Here is a 23,694-nt window from a genome sequence, read left to right as displayed (position 1 = left end):
GAGCGACACCCGTGGACGCGAAGGGCTATCTGCAGGAAGTGGGCGCGCAGGTGAACGCCGACTTCGTCAAGAACCGGTCGATCCTGTCCTTCGAGGAATACCTCTCCCTCTTCTTCAACGACCCCAAGGCCCAGGCGCGCAACGCCGCCCAGTACCTGCGGGACGTCATGGACCACTTCGGCACGGAGACGGTGACCCACCCCACGGGCACCATCCGGCGCTTCAAGGTGTTCGACGCCCCGGGCGGCGACAAGGGCGACCGGGTGGCCGGCCAGGAGGAGGTGCAGAACTCCATCTACCGGCTGCTCGGCAACTTCATCCGGGCGGGCCGCATCAACAAGCTCATCCTCCTGCACGGCCCCAACGGCAGCGCCAAGTCCACGCTGGTCAACGCCCTCAAGGAGGGCATGGAGGCGTACTCGCGGCAGCCGCAGGGGGCGCTCTACCGCATCGCCTGGGTCTTCCCGTCCGAGAAGCTCATCAAGGGCTCCATCGGCTTCGGCGAGAGAGCCCCCGGCCAGGAGGAGGTGACCACCTACGCGCACCTGGAGGCGGAGTCCATCGACCTGCGGATGCCGTGCGAGCTGAGGGACCACCCGCTCTTCGCCGTCCCTCCAGGCGAGCGCCGCAAGCTGCTGGAGTCCGCGCTCAAGAAGAAGGGGCTGGGCAACGGGGATGGGGAGACGGGCGACTTCATCCTCTCCGACTACGTGCGCGACGGCGAGCTGTGCTCCAAGTGCCGCAGCATCTACACCGCGCTGCTCAACTCGTACGGCGGGGACTGGCTGAAGGTGATGCGCCACGTCCAGGTGGAGCGCTTCTACGTGTCGCGCCGCTACCAGGTGGGCACGGTGACGGTGGAGCCGCAGATGAGCGTGGACGCCGTCGTCCAGCAGATCACCGCGGACCGCACCCAGCTCAACGTGCCCGCCCCCCTGCACAGCACCGTCCTCTACGAGCCGCACGGGCCCCTCATCCACGCCAACCGGGGCCTCATCGAGTACGCGGACCTGCTCAAGCGGCCGCTGGAGGCCTTCAAGTACCTGCTGGGCTTCAGCGAGACGAGCGAGGTGCCGCTGGAGCCCTTCGTCCTCCAGCTGGACGAGGTGCTCATCGCCTCCGCCAACGAGAAGCACCTGGGCGCCTTCAAGGAGCTGCCGGACTTCGCGTCCTTCAAGGGCCGCATCGAGCTGGTTCGCGTGCCCTACCTGCGCCGCTACCGGACGGAGCAGCAGATCTACGACGCGCAGATCACCAGCACCACGGTGGGCAAGCACGTGGCCCCGCATGCCACCGAGCTGGCCGCCATGTGGGCCGTGCTCACCCGCCTGAAGAAGCCCATTCCGGACCGCTACCCCAATGACGTGAAGGAGCTCATCGACCACGTCACCCCGGTGGAGAAGCTGCACCTCTACGAGGAGGGCGCCCCGCCGGACCGCCTCAGCCTGGCCAACACCAAGGAGCTGCGGAAGCTGCGCGAGGAGCTCTTCACCGAGTCCGACGCGTACCCCAACTACGAGGGACGCTCGGGCGCCAGCGCGCGCGAAATCAAGACGGCGCTGTTCAACGCGGCGCAGAACACGGACTACAAGTGCCTCAACGCCCTGGCCGTGCTGGAGGAGCTGGAGGCCATCTGCAAGGACAAGAGCGTCTACGAGTTCCTCCTCCAGGAGGTGGTGGACGGCTACCATGACCATGACGCCTTCGTGCGCATCGCCGAGGTCGAGTACCTGGACCGGGTGGACAGCGAGGTCCGCGAGTCCATGGGGCTCGTCTCCGAGGGCCAGTACCGTGAGCTGGTGGAGCGCTACATCCAGGGCGTCAGCCACTGGGTGCGCGGCGAGAAGATGCGCAATCGCGTCACCGGGGAGATGGAGAAGCCCGACGAGCACCGGATGACGGAGGTGGAGGCCATCGTCATGCCCAGGGGCGAGGACGCCGCCGAGTTCCGCCGCGGCCTCATCTCCTCCATCGGCGCGCACCGGCTGGACAACCCGGACCTGGAGATGGACTACCCGCGCATCTTCCCGGACATGTTCCGGCGCCTGAGAGATCACTACTTCGAGGAGCGCAAGCGGGTGCTGCGCAAGAACAAGGAGAACGTCCTCAAGTACCTCTCCGAGGACCGCAACCAGCTCACCCAGCGAGAGCAGACCCAGGTGCAGAGCACGCTGAAGACGATGACGGAGCGCTACGGCTACTGCGAGGCCTGCGCGAAGGACGCCATCCTGTTCCTGATGAAGAAGCGCTACGGCTGAGTCGCACACGCACATGAGCGGGCAGGCGGACGGGGCCATGCCGCACGCCTGCTTCCAATGCCGGTGGGGGCTCGGGATGATGGGAGCCGCAAACGAGTTGTCTCCTCGTTAGAGCTGCTGTTCACCCCTCGCCGGAGAGTCGATGAGCCGCTTCTTCCTGGGCGTCCCCGCCCTGCTCGCCCTCGTGTCGTGCGCCAGTGCTCCCTCTCAGCAGTCCGCCAGCGCTCCCGCGCCCCAGGCTGCGCCGGTGGTGGAGCAGGTGGTGGCCCAGCGCGAGGCCCCGCGTCCATCCCGCAAGGAGATGGTGCGGCGCATCCTCCCGCACAACGTGCGCCTGCAGGTCGCCGAGGGCGGCAAGGCACGGAGCACCGCGTCCGGCGTGGTGGTGGGCTCCGAGCGTGACGAGAAGGGTGGGGTGGTGGCCTGGGTCATCACCAACGCGCACGCGGTGGAGATGGGCCACCTGAAGGACCCCGTCCTGCGCGTGGTGGTCGACCGCCGGGGTGATGCGCTGGAGCACACCGGCGAGGTGGTGGCCGCTGGCGTGGTGCCGGACCTGGACCTGGCGCTGGTGCGTGTGCCGGGCCTGGAGCTGCCCGCGGTGGAGCTGGCGGACGATGCCGAGCTCGAGCTGGGCGAGGACGTCGTCGTCGCCGCGTCTCCCTTCGGCCGCGCGCTGTCGCTGTCCGGCGGCATGCTGTCCCAGGTGGAGTGGGACCGGGAGACGAAGCGCCCGAAGATGGTGAAGACGGACGCGCCCATCGGCTACGGCGCCTCGGGCGGCGGCATCTTCAGCCTGGAGACGGGCCGGCTGCTGGCCGTGGTGGAGGGCTACCGCACGGCGAAGGTGGACTTCGCCGTGGAGGAGCAGAGCTACAGCTTCGACGTGCCCATGCCCGGCGAGACGTTCGCCGCGCCCACCTCCAAGGTGCGCCAGTTCCTCCAGGCGAAGGGCTTCGGGCGGCTGCTGCGCCACAGCGCCCCCACCGAGGGTGGAGTGGCCCAGGCCGCCGGGCGCTAGACGCCGCACGTCTCGCGGGGCGTTGGACGCCGCACGTCCCGTGTGCGCCAGGCCGTCCGATTCTTCGACACGCGCCCTGGCCGGGATACATCCCGGCGCGGAGGTGGCGATGTCAGGACGTGTCTCGTGGGATCAGTACTTCATGGACATCGCGAAGCAGGTGGCCACGCGCGCCACCTGTGATCGCAAGCATGTGGGGGCCGTCGTCGTGCGGGAGAGGACGATTCTGTCCACCGGCTACAACGGCTCCATCCGCGGGCTGCCGCACTGCGACGACGTGGGCCACATGATGGAGAACGGCCACTGCGTGGCCACAGTCCACGCCGAGGCCAACGCCATCATCCAGGCGGCCACCAACGGCGTCAGCATCGACGGGGCGACCATCTACACCACCGCCAGCCCCTGCTGGCCCTGCTTCAAGCTGATCGCCAATGCGGGCCTGGTGCGCATCGTCTTCGGCGAGTTCTACCGGGACCCGCGCATCTTCGATTTCGCCACCCGGCTGAAGCTGGAGCTCGTCGGGCTGGGCGACGCCGCCCGCGATCCCACGACGACGTGAAGTGAACCTTCGTCCAGTGCTGGACACCGGGTGGCCCGCGCTGATCGCGGATCACCCCGAAGCGTCGTCTGACGGACACTCGGGAGCCCCTCCAAGTGGGCGTCCCGCCACGGGAATTTGCCGCTTCCGGCAAGAATTACCGACCGAGGGTTGACGTTCCCGAAAGGGCTCCCTAACTCTTGGCACCGGTGAGGGTGGCGGCGAGGGATGGCGGCAAAAACCCGAGGAGTTTCCGTTGGTTAGCTCGACGGCAGTGTCCAATACCGCACCCTCTCTCGAGGAGTCGGCGGACCCCATGGTGGGCGCGGTGCGCTACGGCGCCGTCCCCACGCTGATGGACAGCCTGATGCATGACGTGCGCAACCCGCTGAACGCGCTCGCCATCCACCTGGAGGTGCTCTCCGAGAAGCTGAAGGCGGAGACGGGCCAGGTGCCCGCGTCGCAGGAGAAGAACCTCAAGGCCATGCGCGATCAGATCCAGCGCGTGGACGGCATCCTGAAGATGTTCTCCGAGTTCGTGGTCCACCGAGGCGCGACGCCGGGTGACGCGGACCTGTCCGAGGCCGCCACGCGCGCGCTGGGCGTGCTGGGCCACGAGAGCCGCAAGCGCCGGGTGCAGGTGCAGTCGGCGGTGGAGGCCGGGGTGCGGGTGCGGCTGCCGGACAGCTCGGAGGTGGGCTTCTTCCTCGTGCAGTCGCTGCTGCGCGCCTTCCGCCGGGCGGAAGGGGGCGGCTCGGTCCGGGTGCTGGTGCGCGCGGACGGCGCGTCCGCGGTGCTGGAGGTGGAGGACACGGGTGGGGCCTCGGAGCCCCTGCCCGAGGTGGTGGCGGCCCTGGAGCTGCGCTGTGCGCAGCTCGGCGTGGAGCCGTACATCCGCGCGGGACACTGCCGGCTGGTGTTCCCCCGCGCCTGACGGCGCGCGACAGCTTCTTTCTGTTTCAGACAACCTTGCGTCACGACGCAGTACGGGAGGTCTTCACTTGGGCAGCGCACGAATCCTGGCCGTGGATGACGAACGCGACACGTGCGAGGCGCTGGCAGAGATGCTCAGCTCCTGGGGGCACAAGGTCGAGATCGCATTCGACGGGCATGACGCCCTCCGCAAGGCGGGCGAGTTCCGGCCGGACGTCGTCCTGTCGGACCTGGCCATGCCGGAGACGGATGGCCTGTGGCTGCTGCGCAACCTGAAGGAAGAGCTGCCGGATTGCCCGGTGGTCTTCCTCACGGGGCGCGGCACCATCGACGCCGCGGTGGAGGCCATCCGCGAAGGCGCCTACGACTTCATCGTCAAGCCGCTCGACACCGCGCGGCTGAAGGTCTGCATCGACCGGGCGCTGGAGAAGAAGGAGACGATGCGCGAGGTGCAGACGCTGCGTCGGCGGCTGAAGCAGCTCGGCTCGTCCGACCTCATCGCCCAGTCCGCGAACATGCGGAAGGTGATCGAGCTGGTGGAGAAGGTGGCCCCCTCCAAGGCCAGCGTCTCCATCAGCGGCGAGTCCGGCACGGGCAAGGAGGTGGTGTCGCGCGCGGTCCACAACCTGTCTCTGCGCCGCGACAAGCCCTTCATCGCCATCAACTGCGCGTCCATTCCGCACACGCTCATCGAGTCCGAGCTGTTCGGCCACGAGCGCGGCGCCTTCACCGGCGCGGATCAGCGGCGGCCCGGCGTGTTCGAGATGGCGCACGGCGGCACGCTGTTCCTGGACGAGCTGGGCGAGATTCCGCTCGAGCTCCAGGCCAAGCTGCTCCGCGTCCTGGAAGAGGGGAAGCTGCGGCGGCTGGGCGGCAAGGTGGAAATCGAGGTGGATGTGCGCGTGCTGTGCGCCACCAACCGCGACCTCAAGCAGGAGATCAAGGCCGGCCGGTTCCGCGAGGACCTCTACTTCCGCCTCAACGTGTTCCAGATCCACCTGCCGCCCCTGCGCGAGCGGCGCGAGGACGTGCCGATTCTCGTCCAGCACTTCGTGGACAAGTACCGCGGGGACTCGGCCAAGCGCGTCAACGGGGTGCACCCCGAGGCGATGGAAGTCCTGAAGAACTACGAGTGGCCGGGCAACATCCGTGAGCTGCGCAACGCGGTGGAGCGCGCGGTGATCCTCTGCGACGGGGAGCTGATCACCCGCGAGCACCTGCCGCCGGACATGGCCGGCAAGGCCCCGGAGCGCCACACCTTCCGGCTGCCCTTCGGGCTGAGCCTGGACGCGGTGGAGCGCGAGTACATCCTCGGCAGCCTCCAGCGGAACGGGAACAACAAGGCCCGGACGGCCGAGGTGCTCGGGGTCAGCGAGAAGACGCTCTACAACAAGCTCAACCGGTACGCCGCCGAGGCTCGGGCCCAGCAGGGCCTCGGCGGAGGTGGAGGACCGCTGGGCGGGCAGGGAAGCGACGGGCCGATGGGGGCCAACAGCCTGGTCGTCCGCTGACCTGACGGGTAGGAAATCCCCTCCGGATTCCGCATGCTTGGCGGGGCTCGGAGGGGGGGCTGTCAGAGACCCCTTCCAGCCTCGAAACCCCGCGTCAATTCTTGACTTTTGACCTCTGGACGGGGGATTCTGCGGTAATCTCCCACCCACAGGGATGGCCCGGCCGCAGAGGTCACGCACCGGGCAACTCCGACGCCTTCTTTCTTGGCCGTCCAGGAGTGTGCATCAGGTGCCGCCGGGGGGGCACAAGGAAGGCCACAACCCAATGAGCGACGCGCGAGTTCTTCACTTCTTCGGCGGCAAGGGCGGGGCAGGCAAGACCACGCTCGCGGCAGCGTACGCGTTGCGGTTGTCGGAGGACGCGCCGAAGGAACGGGTGCTGCTCGTCTCCCTGGACCCGGTGCGCTCGCTGTCGGACCTGGTGAAGAAGAAGCTCACCGCGAAGCCGACGAAGCTGGTGGCGGGCAAGGGCGAGGGTGGGGTGTACGCCCTGGAGCTCGAGCCGGCCGCGCTGATGAAGCCCTTCCTGGCGGACTACCTGCCCGCGCTGGCGAAGGCCGCGGGGAAGGGCACGCACATCTCCGACGAGGACATGGGCAAGCTGTACCAGCAGGCGGTGCCGGGCCTGGAGGAGCTGGTGGGGCTCTTCCACGTCGTGGATCTGCTGGAGGGCAAGGACAAGGAATTCGACCGGATCATCGTGGACGCGTCGCCCACGAGCCACACGCTGCGCCTGTTCGACCTGCCGGTGGGGCTGCGCAAGTTCCTGGGCTTCGTGAAGGCGGGCGGTGAGAAGCCGGCGTCGTCGGGCAAGGGCAAGAAGGCCGCCGAGGCCGCGGCGCCGGGCTTCCTGGAGCAGCTGGGCCAGAAGGCGGAGAAGCTGCTGGCGCTGCTGAAGGACCCCGCGCGCACGGCCTTCCACCTCGTGGCGCTGGCCGAGCCGGTGCCCGAGGCGCAGACGCGCATGCTCTTCACGCAGCTGCGTGAGCGCGGGCTGCCGGTGACGGAGATCATCGTCAACCAGGTGGAAGACCGCGACGGCTGTCCGGCGTGCCAGGGCCGCCGGGGCCTGCAGGCGCCCCACGTGCGCAAGTACCAGGCGCTGGACAAGGCCGTCCCCGTCAACCTGCTGGGCCGCCGCGAGCTGGCGCCGCGCGGGCTGGACGGGCTGGGACTGCTGGCCAAGGCGTGGGCGGGTGGCAAGGAGACGAAGGCGCTGGAGTTCGCCGCCGCGGAGGGGCCTCCGGCCCTGGTGCGCGCGCCGTCCATGCCGCCCATCGCCGCGCCGCCGCTGCCTCCCACGCGGCTGATCTTCTTCGTGGGCCAGGGTGGCGTGGGCAAGAGCTCGTGCGCCGCCGCCGCCGCGGTGACGCTGACGGAGAAGGAGGGGCCGGTGCTCCTCATCTCCACGGACCCCGCGCACTCGCTGTCGGACGTGCTGCAGAGCCGGCTGACGGACACCGAGACGCAGGTGAAGGGCACCAAGGGCCTGTACGCGCGCGAGCTGGACATGGCGGGCTGGTTCAACGCCCTGCGCAAGCGCGTGAAGGAGAAGGCGGAGAAGGCCTTCGAGGGCGCGCCCAAGGCGGGCAACGACGTGCCGGCGGACCTGCTCTACCTGCGCAACCTGCTGGAGTGCGCGCCCCCGGGCATCGACGAGCTGGCGGCCATGTCCTGCCTCACGGACGCGCTGGTGCAGGAGCGCTTCAAGCGCATCGTCGTGGACTCCTCGCCTTTCGTGACGTCGGTGCGGGTGGTGGAGCTGGCGGAGACGGCCAAGACGTGGCTGGGTGCGCTGCACACCGTGCTGAGCAAGCACCGCGCGAAGGGCCTGGGCGACCTGGCGGACGACATCGCCGGCATGCTCAAGCACGTGAAGCGCTTCGAGGACGCGCTGGCCTCTCCCACCGAGGCGCGCTTCGTCGTCGTCACGCGCGGCGAGGAGCTGGCCGCGGCCCGCACCGAGCGGCTGGTGGAGTACCTCAAGGAGAAGAAGCTCCCGGTGGAGCGCGTGCTCGTCAACCGCGTGGGCCCCAAGTCCACCTGCGACAAGTGCGAGAACCGCCGCAAGCTGGAGCTCAACGCGGCCAAGGCGATTGAGAAGAAGATCGGCCTGCCCGTCACCATGGCGCCGGCGCTCGGCCGGCACCCGGCGGGCCTGCGCGAGCTGAAGGCGTTCCGCACCGCGTGGTACGCGCTGTCGCCGCCGGCCGCGAAGATCAAGGCGGCCTGAGCCGCTGAAGTCGCGTGGCGCACCCCGGCCGTTCCCTTCCAGGCGAAGGGGACGGCTTTTTCATGCCCGCGTGAGTGAAAGAGGGGGCCCGCCGCCACGACTCCACCTGCCCCTGAACCACCCCGGAAGACTGCCGCCCCGCCCCCGCCGCGCACGATGACCACTTGCGTCGTAAGCGCCAAGGGCTGGCTGCTCGCCCGGCGTGTAAGCGTGTGGGGCCCGTCACCCCGAGTGGTGGGCCTTCGTCACTGGCGCCGGGGATGTCTCAGGCCTCGCACTCGGAGGGTGAGTCGGTGAACGTGCCCAGCTCGGGAATGGTGAGGGCGCCGGTGTCGGTCAGCGTACCCACCAGCGGCGCCCGGCCCTTCAGCCGCAGCTCGACCTGGCGGCCGCGCACGCTGTAGGTGCCCTTCACCTCCCGAAGCCGTGGCACCCCGTCATCGCCCACTTCCTTCAGCCAGAGCACGGCCCGGCCGTTGCGCTGGAAGCGCAGGCCCTGGAGGGTGCCGTAGACGCCCACGCCCGGGCCAAACCAGGACACGGCGGGCAGGAGCAGCCGCACGTCGGACTCGCGCTCCGGGGAGCGGCCCAGCAGGCGCTGCCAGCCCAGGGTGTCGCGGATGGGGTCCAGGTCGCTGTCCACCTTCGCCCGGGCCAGCCGGCGCGCGTCCAGCTTCACCGACTGGGTGAGGTGCTCGACGATGACGTCCCGGTGGGCGCTGTACTCGCAGACCTTGCCTTGCTTGCGCAGCAGGCCCAGGGTGGCGGCGACGTTGTAGCGGGCGAGCGCATAGTCCGGGGCCTGCCGGGTGGCCTCCTGGAACTTCTCCAGGGCCTCCGGGTAGCGGCCGGCCTGGTACAGGCGGAAGCCCTCCGTGTTGAGCGCCTTCGCGGCAGGGGCGGGCACGGCGGCCGTCAGGGCCAGGACGAGGAGCAGCGGGGCGGAGAGCATGTACCTCCGACGGAGGAAAGGGCCGGTCGATTCTACTTCTACGCGGTGCGTAACCTCTTGCGCGTTGAAAGCGGCCATACCGTGGTGCTAGTCCCGCGCCATGGCAACCAGTACCAGCTATGCGCTCGACTTCGAGCGTCCCCTCATTGAGCTGGAGAAGAAGATCGAAGAGCTCAAGGTCCTGTCCACGAGCGGCTCGGTGGACTTCTCGTCGGAGATCTCCAAGCTCGAGAAGAAGGCCAAGAAGCTCCAGACGGAGATCTTCAGCGACCTGACGCGGTGGCAGGTGGTGCAGATGTCCCGGCACCCGAACCGCCCGTACTTCCTGGACTACGTCCACTACCTGTTCACCGACTTCGTGGAGCTGTGCGGCGACCGGTGCTTCGGCGAGGACCCGTCGATTGTCGGCGGCTTCGCCCGCTTCGACGGCAGGCCCGTGATGGTGATGGGCCACCAGAAGGGCCGCAACACGAAGGAGAACATGGCGCGCAACTTCGGCATGCCGCGCCCGGAGGGCTACCGCAAGGCCCGCCGCCTGATGGAGCTGGCCGAGCGCTTCGAGAAGCCCATCCTCACCTTCGTGGACACGCCGGGCGCGTACCCGGGCATCGGCGCGGAGGAGCGCGGGCAGGCGGAGGCCATCGCCGTCAACCTGGAGGTGATGAGCGGCCTCAAGGTGCCCATCATCTCCACCGTGGTGGGCGAGGGCGGCTCGGGCGGCGCGCTGGCCATCGGCGTGGGCAACCGTGTGCTGATGCTGCAGAACAGCGTCTACTCGGTCATCTCCCCGGAGGGCTGCGCCTCCATCCTCTTCCGCGACGCCACCAAGGCGGACAAGGCGGCGGACGCGATGAAGCTCACGGCGAAGGATTTGCTGGAGATGAAGATCATCGACGAGGTGGTGCCCGAGCCCGCGGGCGGCGCGCACAGGGATCCGGCGAAGGCGGCGGACGCCCTGGGGAAGACCCTCCGCAAGCTCCTGGGCCAGCTCGCCGAGCTGTCACCCGATGAACTGGTGAAGGACCGATACGAGAAGTTCCGCGCCCTGGGCGTGTTCTCCGGGCGCTGAAGTCACTACTCCTGGGCCCGCATGCGACCTCTCGTTCCACCCCACGTCGAGACCCTCAAGCCCTACGTCCCGGGCAAGCCGATTGAAGAGACCGAGCGCGAGTTCGGGCTCAAGGGGGTCATCAAGCTCGCCTCGAACGAGAACCCGCTGGGCCCCTCGCCCCGCGCCGTGGAGGCCATGCGCACGGCCGCCGGTGCCACGCACCTGTACCCCGACGCGACGTCCTTCCACCTGGTGCGTCGGCTGGCCACGCACCTGGACGTGAAGCCCGAAGAGGTGGTGCTGGGCAGCGGCTCCAACGAGCTCATCGAGCTGCTCATCCGCACCTTCACCACGCCGGAGGACGAGATCCTCCTGTGCAAGGGCTCCTTCTCCGCCTACCGCATCTCCGCGCAGGCCCACGGGCGGCCCTTCGTGGAGGTGCCCATGCGCGAGGGCTACCAGTACGACCTGGAGGCCATGGCCCGGGCCGTCACCCCGCGCACGCGGATGGTGTTCCTGGCCAACCCGGACAACCCCACGGGCACCGCCTTCAGCCGGCGGGCGCTGGAGGCCTTCCTGGCCGCGGTGCCCCCCGAGGTGATGGTGGTGCACGACGAGGCCTACTTCGAGTTCGTGGAGTGGCCCGAGTACGCCAGCGCGGTGGCGCTGTTCCGCCAGCACCCCAACCTGGTGGCGCTGCGCACCTTCAGCAAGATTCACGGGCTGGCCGGCGTGCGCCTGGGCTACGGCGTCATGGATGCGAAGCTCGCGGGCTACGTGCACCGCACGCGCATGCCCTTCAACCTGACGGTGGTGGCGCAGGCGGCGGGGCTGGCCGCGCTGGAGGACACCGAGCACGTCCAGCGCACGCGCGACGTCAACCGCCAGGGCCTGAGCTACTACGCCGAGGAGCTGCCGAAGCTGGGGGCGACGCTCACGAAGAGCCACGCCAACTTCGTCTTCGCCGACTTCCCGCGGCCGGCGGTGGAGCTGTACGAGCAGCTGCTGCGCAAGGGCGTCATCGTCCGGCCCTTCGCGGGGCAGGGCTTCCCCAACAGCCTGCGCATCTCCGTGGGGACCCCCGCGGAGAACGCGCGCTGCGTGCAGGCCCTGAAGGAGATTCTCTCGTGAGCACGCGTCCCTTCATCGTCGCCATCGACGGCCCGGCCGGCGCGGGCAAGTCCTCCGTGTCCAAGCTGCTGGCGCGGAGGATGGGCTTCGCGCTGGTGGACACCGGCGCCATCTACCGCTGCGTGGCGCTGATGGCCACGCGCGAGGGCATTCCCTTCGACGACGACACACGCCTGGGCGAGCTGATGGGCCGCGTGCACATCCACTTCCAGGTGGTGGGCGAGGAGAACCGCGTCTTCCTGGGCGGACAGGACGTGTCCGGGGACATCCGCACGCCGGAGATCTCCATGGCCGCGTCGCAGGTGTCCGGCCGTCCGGTGGTGCGCGCGGGGCTGCTGCAGCTCCAGCGGCGGCTGGCGCTGGAGTCGGGGAAGGGCGCCATCCTCGAGGGGCGCGACATCGGCACGGTGGTGTTCCCCGACGCGGACGCCAAGTTCTTCCTGGAGGCCAACCCCGAGGTGCGCGCGCGGCGCCGCTTCGAGGAGCTGTTCCAGAAGGGCGTGGAGAGCAGCCTGGAGGACGTGCTCGCGGACCAGATGAAGCGGGACCGCGACGACTCCGCGCGCGCGGTGGCCCCACTGAAGGCGGCGGACGACGCGCTGCGCGTGGACTCCAGCAGCAGCCCGCTGTCCGAGGTGGTGCACTCGCTGGAGGCGGAAATCCTCCGCCGCATGTCAGCGCGGAAGTAGGGCTACGAGCGCGTCAGAAGCTGACGCCCTCTACCGCGGGCTCCGGCACCTTCAGCGACAGCCGGAGTCCCTTGCCGCTCGCATCGTAGAAGGAGTGGTAGAGGAACAGGTCCGCCACCACCTGCTTCACGTAGCCGCGCGTCTCCTTGAAGGGAATCGTCTCCACGAAGAGGTCCAGTGGCAGCGTGCCGCGCTCCTGGGCCCACTTCACCGTGGGGCCCGGGCCCGCGTTGTAGGCCGCGGCCGCCAGCACCGGGTGGCCGAAGCGCTCCATCAGCCGTGACAGGTACCAGGCGCCGTAGCGGATGTTGCGCTCGGGGGAGAAGAGGTCCGCGGGCGCGGGCGCGGGCTCCGCGAGACGCTCGGCGATGGCCGTCGCGGTGGGCGGGATGATCTGCATCAGCCCGCGTGCGTCCGCCGCGCTCATGACCTCCGGGCGGAAGGCGCTCTCTCGCCGCATGATGGCCCACACCAGGAAGGGGTCCACCTTTGCCTGCGCCGCCGCCTGTTCCACGGCGCTCGTGAAGGCGCGCGGGTAGAAGGCCGCCAGCGCATCCGGCTCGCGCGAGCCGAAGGCCCGGCCCCACAGGTGCCGCGCGGCCACCGCGTGCGCGTGGCCGTACTCGCCCAGCTTCAGCAGGGCGTGCGCGAAGGGCAGCGCCTGCTCCGCCGAGCGCAGCCGCGCCGCGTGTGCCTCCACCTCGTCCGCCGCGTCGCGGAACAGCCCCGCGCGCGTCAGCTCCACCGCCAGCTCCAGCTCGGGCGGGCGCGGCAGCTCCAGCTGCTTCGGCGGCAGCGGGAAGTGGACGGGCGGCGCGCGCCCCAGCTCCTTCAGCCGCTCGGCCGCCATCAGCGCGTAGAAGGACGCCGGCGCGGAGGTGATGAGGGCCTCGTACGCCGGGCCCACCACGTCCGCCTTCGCGCCCTCCAGCTCGCGGCTGCGCGCCACCCAGTAGCGCGCCTGCGGCACCATGCTGCTGCGCGGGAAGGCATCCACCAGCGCCTCCAGGGCCTCGCGCGCCTTCGCGTACTCCTCCAGCCGCAGGTGCGCGAGCGAGCGGAACCACAGCCCCTCGTCCCGGCGGCGCGAGCGCGGGTAGCGCGTGTTGAAGGCCGTGAAGGACTTCACCGCGTCCGCGAAGCGGCCACCCTGCAAATCCAACCAGCCCGCGAAGAAGGCCCCCTCGTCGCCCGCGGCCTGCGAGGGGTACTTCACGTCCAGCGCCGCCATCAGCGCCCGGGCCTTCACGTTGTCGTCGGAGCGCAGCGCGCGGCGCGCCACCACCAGCGCCGCCTCCGAGGCCACGTCCGGCGGGCCCTTCTCCGCCACCGCGAGCGCCTTCTCCGCGGCCTCCAGGTTCTTCAGCGCGAAGTACGCCTGCGCGCGCAGCAGCGCCACCTTGGCCTGCTGGGGCTTCGCCAGCTTCGCGCCCTTCTCCAGCGCCTCCAGCTCGTCCAGGGCCCGCTGCGGCGCGCCCGCGTCCAGGAAGCCGTCCGCGCGGCGCGTGCGCTCGGCGAAGCCCAGCTTCGCGGCGGGCTTCTTCCCCTCGGTCAGCCACTTCACGGCGTCATCCGCGTACGGGTGCGAGGGGTAGCGCACCGCCACCGCCAGGAGGTCCGCCACCTGGCCCGCGCGGTTGCCCGAGGCCCCGCGCGCCAGGCCGCGCTGGTACAGCAGCTCCGGTGTAGGCGTGGCCTTCGCCGCGTCCTCTAGCACCGCCGACGCGTCCTTCGCCTTTCCGGCCTTCAGCAGCGACTCGCCCAGCCGCGCGCGGGCCCGGGCGGCCAGCTTCGCGGGGGGCTTCAGCTCCAGCACCCGGGCGAAGTCGGCGGCGGCGCCCACGGCGTCACCGGCGTAGAAGCGCGCCTGCCCCAGGTAGAAGGCGTGGAAGGGCGCCAGGGCCTCGGGAGCAGGGTGAGCGGACAGGAGGTCTCTCGCCTCGGCTGCCTGCCCGTCGGAGAGGGCCAGGGTGCCCGCCAGCAGCGCCAGCCGGCCAGCGTCCGGGCACTGCTTCGCCGCACACGCCGCCAGCTCGCTCCGGGCCAGGGCCGCTGCTTCCGGCTTGTGGAGGCGCACCGCCTCCAGCGTCGCCGGGGACTGCCCCAGGGCCACCCCCGCAACCAGACCCGCCACCAGCCCGGTCCAACTCATGTGGTCTTCCTTTCCTGACGCGGCTTTGCGGCCTGCCAACGAGACGCGAAGGCCGATCATTCCCCTTGCATTCTCGGGGGGGTGGTTTGACAGAACGGGCGACAAGTCCTAGATCCCCGGCGCGTCGGGCCAGTCCGGACTGTTCGTCACCCGTCAACATTCGCCTGAATCGTCCAGGCGATTACGTGCTCTTGGGTAGGAGAAGGCGACCCATTGCGTCACCCGGAGTGAATCACTACTTTGCGCGGCCGTTACGCGCCACTCCGGTCCGCCCACCAAATAGGTGGGAACGTCGTCCGGTAGCACTGCTCGTTCACAGCGCTCGGGGGGGGAAACAGCTCAGAGGGAGGGCTCCATGAAGCCGTGTCCAGCCGATCTGCCGCAAACCATCAACCCCGAGGCCGGGCCGAAGCGTGCCGGCGTCGAGACGCATCGCAACCTGAACTGCCACCACTATGACAACTGTCTGGACGAGGCCGTCCGGCGGGGTTGGCAGTCCTTCACGTGCATGAAGTGCCCCATGTACCAGCACGTGGCGCCGCCCCAGATGGGGCTCGAGGCCTACGCCACCCAGCGCCGTCCCGTCTGAGCTGAGCACGTCACCTTCGCGAGTCTCGGGGCCGCCCCTGGTCTTCGACAGGGGCGCCTCTCCGGAGGCCCGCCGCCCCACGCGTGTCAGTGGACCGCGGCGTAGATGACGGCCACCCAGTACTGCTTGCTGCCGAAGCGTCGGGAGTCTCCCCGCACCACGCCCACGCCCACCCGGTTGTTGGTGGCGTCCGCGAGGCTGCGCGACTCCGGCAGGGCGGACGGGTCCGACACGACGAAGAAGTCCACCGCCGCCGTGCCCGCATCTGGCAGGACCTGGAAGACGCGCTCGTGGAGGGGTGTCTCCGCGGGCTGTGCCGAGGGCTGGTCCAGCTCCAGCGCGCGCTTCGCATGGGCGCGGGCCAGGGCCTCCAGCGCCGGGCTGCGCTCCAGCGGCGGCAGCTTCTTCGATGCGCGCCAGCGGGAGAGCATGTCGTAGGCCTCCTGCTGCGGGTCCTCCGGGGCCTGGGCCGCGGGTGAAGCGGCGGTGAAGACCTCCGTGAGGACGGCTTCTTCCCGCCCATCCACCTTCTGGAACGTCACTCCCACGCCCATGAAGCGGAAGCCGGGGTCCAGCAGGTTGCGGCGGTGGCCGGGGCTGTGCTCGATGCCGAAGTGCGCCGCCAGCGGGCCGGCCGCGAGGCCCAGGTTCTCCCCGGCGCGAACGTAGCGGGCGTCGGCTGGCAGCCGCTTCGTCAGCGTGGAGCCGTCCGGCGCCACGTGCGCGAAGAAGCCCTCGGCCGACATGCGGTCGCTGTACCCCTGCGCCACGCGCTCCAGCACGGGCTCGGGTGTCAGCTCCGGCAGCCGGTGGGCGCGGCGCAGCGAGTTGATGCGCTCGTACACGGCCACCCGGGACTCGTGCAGGGTGGTGGGCTCGAGGTCCTCCGCGCGCCTGTCGCGGCGCTGGGACGCGCCCAACTGGGCGAGGAAGAGGGCGGCCACCTCGGGACCGCCCGCGGCCTTGCCCACCACCTCCACCGTGTAGGTGCCGGGCGTGGCGAAGTCGAGGCGGGTGCAGAAGTCCCCGCTGGGGCCCTTGCGGGAGAGGGGCACCAGGTCCACTTCGCCGTCCGGGCGGGTGACGTAGATGTCCGGGTTGCGCAGGGGCGCCACGAGGGTGCCGCAGAGCGTGCGCGAGGCGCGCTCGCCGCCAGCCATATTGCGCGGGAAGGGCTTCAGCTCCGCCTTCCGGTCCGACAGGAGCAGCACCAGCGCGGCGCGCTCGCCCAGCAGCGCCAGGCCCACGCCGAAGTGGGAGGCTCGCTCGGTGTTGAAGTCCGTGCGCGCGAGGAAGGTCTCGATGGCGTGCCGGTGCGCCCACGCGCGGATGACGAGGACACGCGGCGAAGGGTCCGCGCCGCCCGCGTCGCTGACGGCCAGGGTGAGGGTGAAGAGGTCCGGCGCGCCGGTGGTGTACTCGGTGAGCGCCTCGCGTGCGAGCCGCCGCGCCGCCGTGCCCAGCGTGGCGTCCTGCGCCGGCGCGCGCCGGCCCACGCGCTCGAACTCGCGCACCACGTGCCGGGAGGCCTGGGTCTCCATGTCCCCGGCGGAGGCCGGCGGCGCCGCCGCGAGGAAGGCGCCGAGCGCGAGCAGGGCAATCACGGGCGCTCCAGCCGGAAGGTGAGGGTCTTCACCGTGCCGGGCCCGAGCCGCGCGTTGAGCCCCTCGCACAGCGAGGCGGCCTCGGCTTCCAGCGAGCGCGCCCACTCCTCGCCAGCCACCGTCACCACCAGCGTGGTGCCATGGAGGGCATGGGGGGAGGTGTGGCGGGCGAGGTGGGGACCCACCACCGCCACCCACACGGGCGCGAGCGCCTGGCCCCGGCCCGACTCTCCCGCGAGGCGGGCCAGGACACGGGGAAGGAGGCTCTCCAGGGACTTGGGCTCGCTGCGCGCCATGGTGGGCGATCATCGTTCCCGGCCACTTGAAAAGCCAACCTTCCCTTTCATGGCAGGGGCGGGGAGCGGGCGGCCGGGCCCCGGGGCTGTCGGGAGGGCATCGGAGTGCTTCGGGGACCGTCGCGCAGCGGGCGTCCTGCCTGTAAGGTCGAGGACGGTCCCCCCTGGAGTCGCACCCCATGAGCCCCTCACCCCGTTCCCACCCGCTGGTCGGCCTCGCCTGCGCGCTGCTGCTGGTGGCCGGCTGCGCGTCGGACATGGATGAGACTCCCGTCATCCCCGGAGACCAGCCTCCGACGCAGACGAACTGCGCGGTGGACCAGGACTGTCCGGACCCGGCGTTCTTCTTCTGCGACACGGCCGTCGCGCGCTGCGCGCCCGCGTGCCGCACCCGCGAGGACTGTGGCGCGGCCCAGCGTGGCCGGTACGCGCTGCCCGACTGCGACGAGTCCGCGCTGGGCTGTCAGTGCGACCTCAACCGCTGTGTGCCGGGCGTGTGCGCGGACGACGCGGACTGCCGGGAAGGGCGGGTGTGCCGCGACGGGGCCTGCGTGGCGCGGCCGTCCGCCGATGCCGCGGCTTCCTGCGAGGTGACGCCCGACGTCGTCGTGGGCCGGCCGGGCCTGTCCTTGGCCTTCACCGTGTGGGCCCGGGACTCCGCCGGACTGCCGCTGGTTCCGGGCGGGGGCGTGACGTGGCGCGCGCTCGCGCCGGCGGTGACGGGCGAGGGCTCCGGGACGAGCGCCACCTTCGTCCTTGCCGGGCCCGGCGTGGAGCGCGAGGCGGTGGAGGCCCGCGTCGGAAGCGTCACCTGCCGCGCCCGCGTCACCGTGCTGCCGGCGGAGGTGCCCGCCGGTGGAGTGCGCGTGCTGGTGGTGGACGAGCTGACCGGGCGCCCCGTGCCGCTGGCCACCGTGGCGGTGTCCTCCGTCGGGGGCGTCGTGACGGCCAGCACGGTGACGGGCCCCGAGGGCGCCGCGTGGGTGCCGGCCGTGGGTACGGTGGGCCTGTCCGTCTTCCACGCGGACCATGGCTACCTCACGCTGGCGCGCCATGACGCGACGGGCTCGCGCGACGTGCGGCTGGCCTTGCGGCGCAACCCGTTGGATCGCACGGGAGGCGTGCGCGCGGCCTTCAACGGGTGGCCCGTGGCGGGGACGTCCGCGACCGCGCTGCGGCTGGGGCTCGCCGGCCTGTCGGTGCCGGGACTTCCCTCCGACCTGGCGCCAGCGGCGCTGCTGGGGCCGGAGCGCGAGGTGGAGATCGGCCTGGGCAACGGCCGGCGCCGCCTGTCGCTGCCCTCCGGTGTGGCCGCGTGGCTGGCCGGAGGCGAGCCCATGGAGGCCATCGCCCCCGGCGTGGCCGGCGTCTGCGACATGTCGCCGGACGGCGTGCTGGCGCCGGAGCTGGCGGTGCGCGACGGCGCGTGTGGCACCCGCGCCGGGTGGGCGCTGGCTGGAGACCTTCCACTGGGCGCGCTGCCCCTGAATGCGCTGGAGCCCGGGGCGGATCCGCTGCTGCTGCTGGCGCAGCTGGTGCCGGGCTCGACGCGCTTCACCTCCACCGTGCGGCGTGACACGCAATTCTCGCTGGCCCCCACGCCCGGCATCGCCACCGGGGAGCCGGACCCGGCGGACGTGGAGTACCCACGGGCCGTGTCCTTCGCGCCAGGCGTGAGGCTGGCCTTCCCCTTCGCCGTGCGCGTGCCGGAGCTGCCGCGCTACCGCGGCGCGTACCTGGACCGCGCCTACGTGGTGGCCACGGTGGCCGCGCCCGGCCGGGGGCTGGTGCCGCTGGGCCTGGGCGCCGCCACGAACGTGACGCCCGCCGACCCGAACACGGACAAGGACGCGAGGCTGCCCGACGCCGGGCTGGTGCTGGTGCGCATGGCCCCCGCGCACGGAGGCCTGGAGGGACAGCCCTACCGCCTGCTGGTGTCCGCCACCTCCAGCGCCAGCCGGGACGACGCGTCCACGCCGGTGGCCACCACCACCCTGGTGGCGGAGCTGCCCGGCCCCGAGTTCGACCCGGAGGGCGCCCGCCCCGTGGAGCTTCGCACGGCCTTCCTCGGCATCCCCGAGGACGCCCGCTACAACTTCGACTCCGCCGAGTACGAGGGCCTGGAAGGCCGCCGGTTCCGAGCCGACGTGGACGACCGGGCCACCCTGGTGCGCCTCGTCTTCACCGACCGCGCCGGCCGCCGGTGGACGGTGCTGGTGGACCCGGAGCATGCCCGCGAGGGCGTGCGCGTGCCCCGGCCGCCCGGCGGCCTCGTGGACCGCACCACCTGGGGCGATGCCCTGGGCTCTCGCGCGCGCCTCCAGGTGGAGGTGCTGGCGGTGGGCGGCCCGGCGACGCGAGACGGGCTGGGTCCGGCCCGCCTCGCGGCGGCGGACGGCCCGGGGCTGGAGCGCGTGGGCGACCTGACACGCGCCGCTTCCGTGCTGGACGTGGGACGCCCCGAGGTGCGGTGGCTCTTCCCGGAGCTGGAGGGGCAGCCCCTCGTCCGAGGCAGCGCCGTGCGCGTGCGCGTCACCGGCTTCCGCATGGGTTCCGGTGGGGACGCGGAAGGACATGTGCGCCTGTCCCTGCTCGGAGGCTCCGGCTGCGCCGGCACCGTGCTGCTTGGAGACGAGGACGTGTCCTCGGGCCGGGGCGAGGTGGAGCTGCAGCTTCCGGCCACCTGCTCGGGCACGGGGGTGACACTGGTGGCCGAGCTGGCGGACGAAGAGGGAGCCCCGCTGCGCCCCCCCGTCACCGCCGTGCGCGGCGTGGAAATCCCATGAAGGGGTAGGTCGTGGTAGGTCGCCGTCCGCACTCGGGGGCTCTACCCGGACTCCTGCGTGTGGCTCGCTTTCAGGATTTACCGGGTGGTAGCGTTGGCTCTACGGGAGGCAGGGTGCAGAAGGAGACGGTCGTCACGGTCATCTCGAAGATCTCCGACCGGCCGGTCAACCTCGACGCGGCGCTGGTGGTGATCTACGGCCTGGACCTGGGGCGCAAGTTCGACCTCACGCGCGAAGAGACGCTCATCGGGCGCTCCTCGAAGGCAGACATCCAGATCGACCAGGAGTCGGTGAGCCGCAACCACGCGGGCATCACCAACACGCGCGAGGGCGTGCGCATCCGCGACCTCGGCTCCACCAACGGCACGTTCATCAACGACGAGCTGGTGGAGGGCACGCGGGACTTGCGCAACGGCGACCTGGTGAAGATTGGCCGCACCATCTTCAAGTACATCGCCGGCGGCAACATCGAGGCGGCGTACCATGATGAGATCTACCGGCTGACCACCATGGACGGCCTCACGCAGATCTACAACCGCCGCTACTTCGACGAGCAGTTGGATCGCGAGCTGTCGCGCAGTCGGCGCTACGAGCGCGTGCTGTCGCTGGTGCTGCTGGACATCGACCACTTCAAGAAGGTGAACGACCAGTTCGGACACCTGGCGGGGGACTCGGTGCTGAAGCAGCTGGCGTCCACCGTGCGCACGAAGATCCGCCGCGAGGACGTCTTCGCCCGCTACGGCGGCGAGGAGTTCGCCGTCCTGCTTCCGGAGGTGTCGCTGGGTGGCACGCGGCAGCTGGCGGAGAAGGTGCGGCGGCTGGTGGAGAAGCAGCGCTTCGAGTTCGACAAGCAGCCCATCCCCGTCACCGTGTCCGTGGGTGTGGCCACGCTGGAGCCCCAGCACCGCGAGGCCGGGGACCTGGTTCGCACGGCCGACGAGCGGCTCTACGAGGCCAAGGCCAGCGGCCGCAACCGCGTGGTGGGCTGAGGCGGACGGCGTCACCCCAGCCCCGCCGTCTCACGCGCTCAGCCCGCGAAGACGGAGCGGCGCTCGCGCAGCAGCGACTGCACCATGCCCTGGATGGACTCGCGGGTCTTCTCCGTGAGGCGCTGCACCTCGCCCAGGTCGTCCGCGGCCTCGGGGTGGAGCCCCTCCATGCCGATGGGCTCGCCGAAGCGGATGCTCCACTTGGCCGGCAGGGGCAGCGGCCCCAGCGGGGTGAGCGGCACGTAGGGCAGGCCGAGGAAGGAGGCGGGGAGCCGGCCCAGCAGCGGTGACGTCTCCTCCGCGCCGACGATGGCCACCGGGACGATGGGCGCGCCGGTGCGCAGCGCCAGCTTCACGAAGCCGCCGCGCCCGAAGCGCTTCAGCTTGTAGCGCTCCGCGAAGGGCTTGCTCAGGGCCTGGTAGCCCTCGGGGAAGACCACCAGCGGGCGCTGCTCGTCCAGCAGCCTCAGCGCGTTCTCCGGGCAGGCCCGCACCGCGCCCAGGCGGTTGAAGAGCGTGCCCAGCACCGGCGCGTGGAAGACCTGGTCCTCCACCAGCCACCGCGGCTCGCGCAGGTCCGGACGCTCGCGCGAGATGACGAGCGACATCACCAGCCCGTCGTAGGGCAGGGCGCCCGAGTGGTTGGCCACCAGGATGGCCGCGCCTCGCGGCACATGGTCCGCGCCCTGCACGGACACGCGCCAGTACTGCGAATAGAGGAACTCCAGCACCGGGTCCAGGCGCTCCACGAGCGACGGGTCCTTGCCGTACTCGTCGATGTTCTCGCCGCCGCCCGTGCCCAGCCCGGCGCGTACCGCCTCCATCAGCCCGTTCACCGCGCCCATGGCCCGGCCCAGGCCCTCGCTCGCCAGCGCGTGGCCGGCGATGTCCCTCGCCAGCGACAACATCCCCGCGGCCCGCTGGGCCAGGGGACGCTGCGCCTCGGGCTCGCGGGCCTGGTCCGTGAAGAAGGGCTCGCGCGGCCCATCGCCCGACTCGCCAGGCTGCACCAGGGATAGCGGGGCCCTGCGGGGCAGCTCATCGCGCGTGACGTCCGGCACCTCCACCTCCGGCTCCAGCGACGAGGCATCGGGGGCCTCGGCATCCTGCACCGACAGCGTCACGGACAGCTCCATGCCGGACGTGTCCCAGGTGGACTCGTCGTCCTCGTCCTCCTCTTCCTCCTCGTCGTCCTCGCCGGGGCCGAAGCCTCCCTCGGCCTCGGCTTCGAGGTCGTACGGGGCGCCGGCGTTGGCGGTGCGCGCCGCGAGGTCCTCATCCCGGGGTTCATCCGGAGGAGGCTGCCCGGGGACATGGCGGTCCAGCACCTCGGCCACGGCCACCTCGGCGGCGACCTCGGCCACCTGCGCTGCCACGGCGGCGGCCAGCTCGCGCTCGCGCTCCGGACGCTGGGTGGACGGGCTGTGGTCCAGCACCTCCTCCACCGCGGCCTCGGCCAGCTCGGTGGCCAGCTCCGTGGCCATGAGTCGGTCAGCGCCCTTCTCCTGACCGGGCCGGCGCTCCAGCGCCTCGTCCACCGCGACCTTCGCCGTGGCCTCGGCCACCTCGGCGGCAAGGGCCTCGGCCAGCGCGTGGTCCACGTCGCGCTGCTGCCCCGTGCGCGTGCCCGGCTCGTACGCCACCACCGGCTTGCGAGGCGGCGGCGGCTTGCGCGGGGACACGGGCGCGGCGGGCTCGCGCAGGGGCAGCGCCTGGTCATCCTCGGTCCGGACGGAGGGCTTCGGCGTATGCGAACGGGCCTTGCCATTCCCGCCCTTTACCGCTGCCGGCTTCGCCCCGACAGCGTTGCCCTTGCCGGCAGCCGCGCGCGCGGGTTGCTTCGTCGGGGACTTCTTCGCGGCCCCCTTGCGCGGGGGCTTCGCGCTGCCGGCGTCGGCGGCGTCCTTCGCGCCACTGCCGGGCTTCGCGGGCGCACCGTCGCGGGACGCGGCGCCACGCTGGAAGGGATCGTTCCCGAGGACACCCTTGGCCATGACTAGCTCCTCCTCAGCGCCGCAGCGGCGTCCCTGACGTGATGGAAGGGGATGAAGCCGAGCGCGGACTCGGCACGCTCGCCGTCCGCGACCCACGAGTAATGGATGTAGTCGAGCAGGGCCATGGGCAACTTGCCGACCCCCACGACGTCCAGCGTGCGGAGCGCGGCACGGTACAGCGGCCCCGGCAGGGGGAGCGGGCGGCCACCCGCCTGGCGGATGAGGCCGGACAGCGGCAGCACGCCCCGGCCCACGATGTTGAACTCGCCGGAGACCTCCGCGCGCAGGGCCAGGTGCAGCGCCCGCGCGGCGTCCTCCTCGTGCAGCACCTGCCAGAGCGGGTCGTACCCCAGCAGCGTGGGCACCACCCCGCGCTTCAGCATGCGCGTGACGGGGTTGTCCGCCGAGGGGCCGAGCAGCGGCGCGAAGCGCAGCACCAGCACGCGCATGTCCGGGTGCCGCTCGCGGAAGGCGCGCACCTGTCCCTCCACCTCCACCTTGTCGGTGACGAAGCGGCTGTGCGGACAGCCCTGCATCGGCGAGTCCTCGCGCAGCAGCGCGGGGTTGTTTCCGCGCGCGCCGTACACCGCCGTCATGGAGGGCACCACCAGCCGGGGCAGCCGCGCTCGACCGGCCGCGGTCAGCACGTTCATGGTGCCGATGACCTCCAGCTCATGCGCCAGCGAGCCGTTGTGGATGGGGCCGAAGAGGAAGGCCAGGTGGTAGAGCGCGTCCACGGGGCCGTCGGCGAGTGCCTCGGTCAGCTCCGCCTCCGCGTCGTGCCGGGTGAGGTCCACCCGGTGGTATTCGATCTTGGCACCTTCTGGACGTGCCACGTCGAGTACCAGGATGCTCTCCACCTCCGGATCTCGCTCCAGCCGATGCAGCAGCAGCTTTCCGTACTCGCCGCTCGCGCCCGTCACCGCTACGCGCAGCCGCCTCTTGCCTGGTCGTGACACGTCCATTC

General features: G+C 71.2%; 18 protein-coding genes. 12 read left to right on the top strand and 6 right to left on the bottom strand.

The window, feature by feature from the left end:
* The first annotated feature begins 11 nt into the window (after positions 1–11).
* The 6 genes from G4D85_RS19375 (at position 12) to G4D85_RS19350 (ending at position 8,494) form a co-directional block, all read left to right on the top strand.
* Complete coding sequence (locus G4D85_RS19375; RefSeq protein WP_164014043.1) at positions 12–2,258, top strand: PrkA family serine protein kinase; 2,247 nt, start codon at positions 12–14, stop codon at positions 2,256–2,258.
* Positions 2,259–2,400: 142 nt separating this feature from the next.
* The gene (locus tag G4D85_RS19370; RefSeq protein WP_164014040.1) at positions 2,401–3,279 is read left to right on the top strand and encodes a S1 family peptidase; all 879 of its coding nucleotides are present in this window, start codon (positions 2,401–2,403) and stop codon (positions 3,277–3,279) included.
* 109 nt (positions 3,280–3,388) lie between these two features.
* Positions 3,389–3,838 (top strand): deoxycytidylate deaminase, encoded by a 450-nt coding sequence (locus tag G4D85_RS19365; RefSeq protein WP_164014038.1) that lies wholly within the window; start codon positions 3,389–3,391, stop codon positions 3,836–3,838.
* 295 nt (positions 3,839–4,133) lie between these two features.
* Positions 4,134–4,751 (top strand): HAMP domain-containing histidine kinase, encoded by a 618-nt coding sequence (locus tag G4D85_RS19360; RefSeq protein ID WP_164014471.1) that lies wholly within the window; start codon positions 4,134–4,136, stop codon positions 4,749–4,751.
* A 67-nt stretch (positions 4,752–4,818) separates the two neighbouring features.
* Positions 4,819–6,261: an enhancer binding protein Nla6 gene (nla6, locus tag G4D85_RS19355; RefSeq protein ID WP_164014036.1), complete on the top strand. Its 1,443-nt coding sequence runs from the start codon at positions 4,819–4,821 to the stop codon at positions 6,259–6,261.
* 265 nt (positions 6,262–6,526) lie between these two features.
* The gene (locus G4D85_RS19350; protein ID WP_164014034.1) at positions 6,527–8,494 is read left to right on the top strand and encodes an ArsA family ATPase; all 1,968 of its coding nucleotides are present in this window, start codon (positions 6,527–6,529) and stop codon (positions 8,492–8,494) included.
* Positions 8,495–8,759: 265 nt separating this feature from the next.
* On the opposite strand, the gene G4D85_RS19345 is transcribed toward G4D85_RS19350, so the two are convergent.
* Complete coding sequence (locus G4D85_RS19345; RefSeq protein ID WP_205525610.1) at positions 8,760–9,446, bottom strand: tetratricopeptide repeat protein; 687 nt, start codon at positions 9,444–9,446, stop codon at positions 8,760–8,762.
* A gap of 100 nt (positions 9,447–9,546) precedes the next feature.
* On the opposite strand from G4D85_RS19345, the gene G4D85_RS19340 reads away from it, so the two are divergent.
* Genes G4D85_RS19340 through cmk form a run of 3 tightly spaced genes read left to right on the top strand, consistent with a single transcriptional unit; the run spans position 9,547 to position 12,317 of the window.
* A complete protein-coding gene (locus G4D85_RS19340; RefSeq protein WP_164014032.1) occupies positions 9,547–10,515 on the top strand; it encodes an acetyl-CoA carboxylase carboxyltransferase subunit alpha in 969 nt (322 codons plus the stop codon).
* A 21-nt stretch (positions 10,516–10,536) separates the two neighbouring features.
* Positions 10,537–11,628: a histidinol-phosphate transaminase gene (gene hisC, locus G4D85_RS19335; protein ID WP_164014030.1), complete on the top strand. Its 1,092-nt coding sequence runs from the start codon at positions 10,537–10,539 to the stop codon at positions 11,626–11,628.
* Positions 11,625–12,317, top strand: a complete 693-nt coding sequence (cmk, locus tag G4D85_RS19330; RefSeq protein ID WP_164014028.1) for a (d)CMP kinase — start codon at positions 11,625–11,627, stop codon at positions 12,315–12,317. The genes hisC and cmk overlap by 4 nt, the downstream gene beginning before the upstream one ends.
* A 13-nt stretch (positions 12,318–12,330) precedes the next feature.
* On the opposite strand, the gene G4D85_RS19325 is transcribed toward cmk, so the two are convergent.
* On the bottom strand, positions 12,331–14,469 hold the full coding sequence (locus G4D85_RS19325) for a lytic transglycosylase domain-containing protein (RefSeq protein ID WP_164014026.1): 2,139 nt from the start codon (positions 14,467–14,469) through the stop codon (positions 12,331–12,333).
* Between the two features lie 355 nt (positions 14,470–14,824).
* Here G4D85_RS19325 and G4D85_RS19320 point away from each other — a divergent pair, with 355 nt between their 5' ends.
* A complete protein-coding gene (locus tag G4D85_RS19320; RefSeq protein ID WP_164001952.1) occupies positions 14,825–15,058 on the top strand; it encodes a hypothetical protein in 234 nt (77 codons plus the stop codon).
* Between the two features lie 86 nt (positions 15,059–15,144).
* Here the strand turns inward: G4D85_RS19320 and G4D85_RS19315 are convergent, their stop codons facing one another.
* Positions 15,145–16,662, bottom strand: a complete 1,518-nt coding sequence (locus tag G4D85_RS19315; RefSeq protein ID WP_164014024.1) for a CAP domain-containing protein — start codon at positions 16,660–16,662, stop codon at positions 15,145–15,147.
* Positions 16,659–16,958 (bottom strand): DciA family protein, encoded by a 300-nt coding sequence (locus G4D85_RS19310; protein ID WP_164014023.1) that lies wholly within the window; start codon positions 16,956–16,958, stop codon positions 16,659–16,661. Before G4D85_RS19310 ends, G4D85_RS19315 begins: the two co-directional genes overlap by 4 nt.
* Before the next feature lie 179 nt (positions 16,959–17,137).
* On the opposite strand from G4D85_RS19310, the gene G4D85_RS19305 reads away from it, so the two are divergent.
* Positions 17,138–19,744 (top strand): carboxypeptidase regulatory-like domain-containing protein, encoded by a 2,607-nt coding sequence (locus G4D85_RS19305; protein ID WP_164014021.1) that lies wholly within the window; start codon positions 17,138–17,140, stop codon positions 19,742–19,744.
* Positions 19,745–19,857: 113 nt separating this feature from the next.
* Positions 19,858–20,733, top strand: a complete 876-nt coding sequence (locus G4D85_RS19300; protein ID WP_164014019.1) for a GGDEF domain-containing protein — start codon at positions 19,858–19,860, stop codon at positions 20,731–20,733.
* Between the two features lie 38 nt (positions 20,734–20,771).
* Here the strand turns inward: G4D85_RS19300 and G4D85_RS19295 are convergent, their stop codons facing one another.
* Entirely contained in the window at positions 20,772–22,727 is a 1,956-nt protein-coding gene (locus G4D85_RS19295) for a lysophospholipid acyltransferase family protein (RefSeq protein ID WP_164014017.1), read from the bottom strand.
* A gap of 2 nt (positions 22,728–22,729) precedes the next feature.
* Positions 22,730–23,692 carry an SDR family oxidoreductase gene (locus G4D85_RS19290; protein WP_164014015.1) on the bottom strand — a complete coding sequence of 321 codons (963 nt, stop codon included), beginning with the start codon at positions 23,690–23,692 and terminating at the stop codon, positions 22,730–22,732.
* Between the last annotated feature and the right edge of the window lie 2 nt (positions 23,693–23,694).

It is taken from the genome of Pyxidicoccus trucidator, assembly GCF_010894435.1.
In the GTDB taxonomy this organism is placed as follows: Bacteria; Myxococcota; Myxococcia; order Myxococcales; family Myxococcaceae; genus Myxococcus; species Myxococcus trucidator.
The sequence above is the reverse complement of the archived record's forward strand: the minus strand, read 5'-3'. Positions and strand labels throughout refer to the sequence as shown.

Bases quoted from the DNA above. Each gene is read 5' to 3' on its own strand.
- G4D85_RS19305 (WP_164014021.1), top strand. From the start codon at position 17,138: ATGAGCCCCTCACCCCGTTCCCACCCGCTGGTCGGCCTCGCCTGCGCG.
- G4D85_RS19345 (WP_205525610.1), bottom strand. From the start codon at position 9,446: ATGCTCTCCGCCCCGCTGCTCCTCGTCCTGGCCCTGACGGCCGCCGTG.
- G4D85_RS19310 (WP_164014023.1), bottom strand. From the start codon at position 16,958: ATGGCGCGCAGCGAGCCCAAGTCCCTGGAGAGCCTCCTTCCCCGTGTC.
- G4D85_RS19325 (WP_164014026.1), bottom strand. From the start codon at position 14,469: ATGAGTTGGACCGGGCTGGTGGCGGGTCTGGTTGCGGGGGTGGCCCTG.
- G4D85_RS19365 (WP_164014038.1), top strand. From the start codon at position 3,389: ATGTCAGGACGTGTCTCGTGGGATCAGTACTTCATGGACATCGCGAAG.
- G4D85_RS19320 (WP_164001952.1), top strand. From the start codon at position 14,825: ATGAAGCCGTGTCCAGCCGATCTGCCGCAAACCATCAACCCCGAGGCC.
- G4D85_RS19295 (WP_164014017.1), bottom strand. From the start codon at position 22,727: ATGGCCAAGGGTGTCCTCGGGAACGATCCCTTCCAGCGTGGCGCCGCG.
- G4D85_RS19350 (WP_164014034.1), top strand. From the start codon at position 6,527: ATGAGCGACGCGCGAGTTCTTCACTTCTTCGGCGGCAAGGGCGGGGCA.
- G4D85_RS19340 (WP_164014032.1), top strand. From the start codon at position 9,547: ATGGCAACCAGTACCAGCTATGCGCTCGACTTCGAGCGTCCCCTCATT.
- hisC (WP_164014030.1), top strand. From the start codon at position 10,537: ATGCGACCTCTCGTTCCACCCCACGTCGAGACCCTCAAGCCCTACGTC.
- G4D85_RS19360 (WP_164014471.1), top strand. From the start codon at position 4,134: ATGGTGGGCGCGGTGCGCTACGGCGCCGTCCCCACGCTGATGGACAGC.
- G4D85_RS19290 (WP_164014015.1), bottom strand. From the start codon at position 23,692: ATGGACGTGTCACGACCAGGCAAGAGGCGGCTGCGCGTAGCGGTGACG.
- G4D85_RS19370 (WP_164014040.1), top strand. From the start codon at position 2,401: ATGAGCCGCTTCTTCCTGGGCGTCCCCGCCCTGCTCGCCCTCGTGTCG.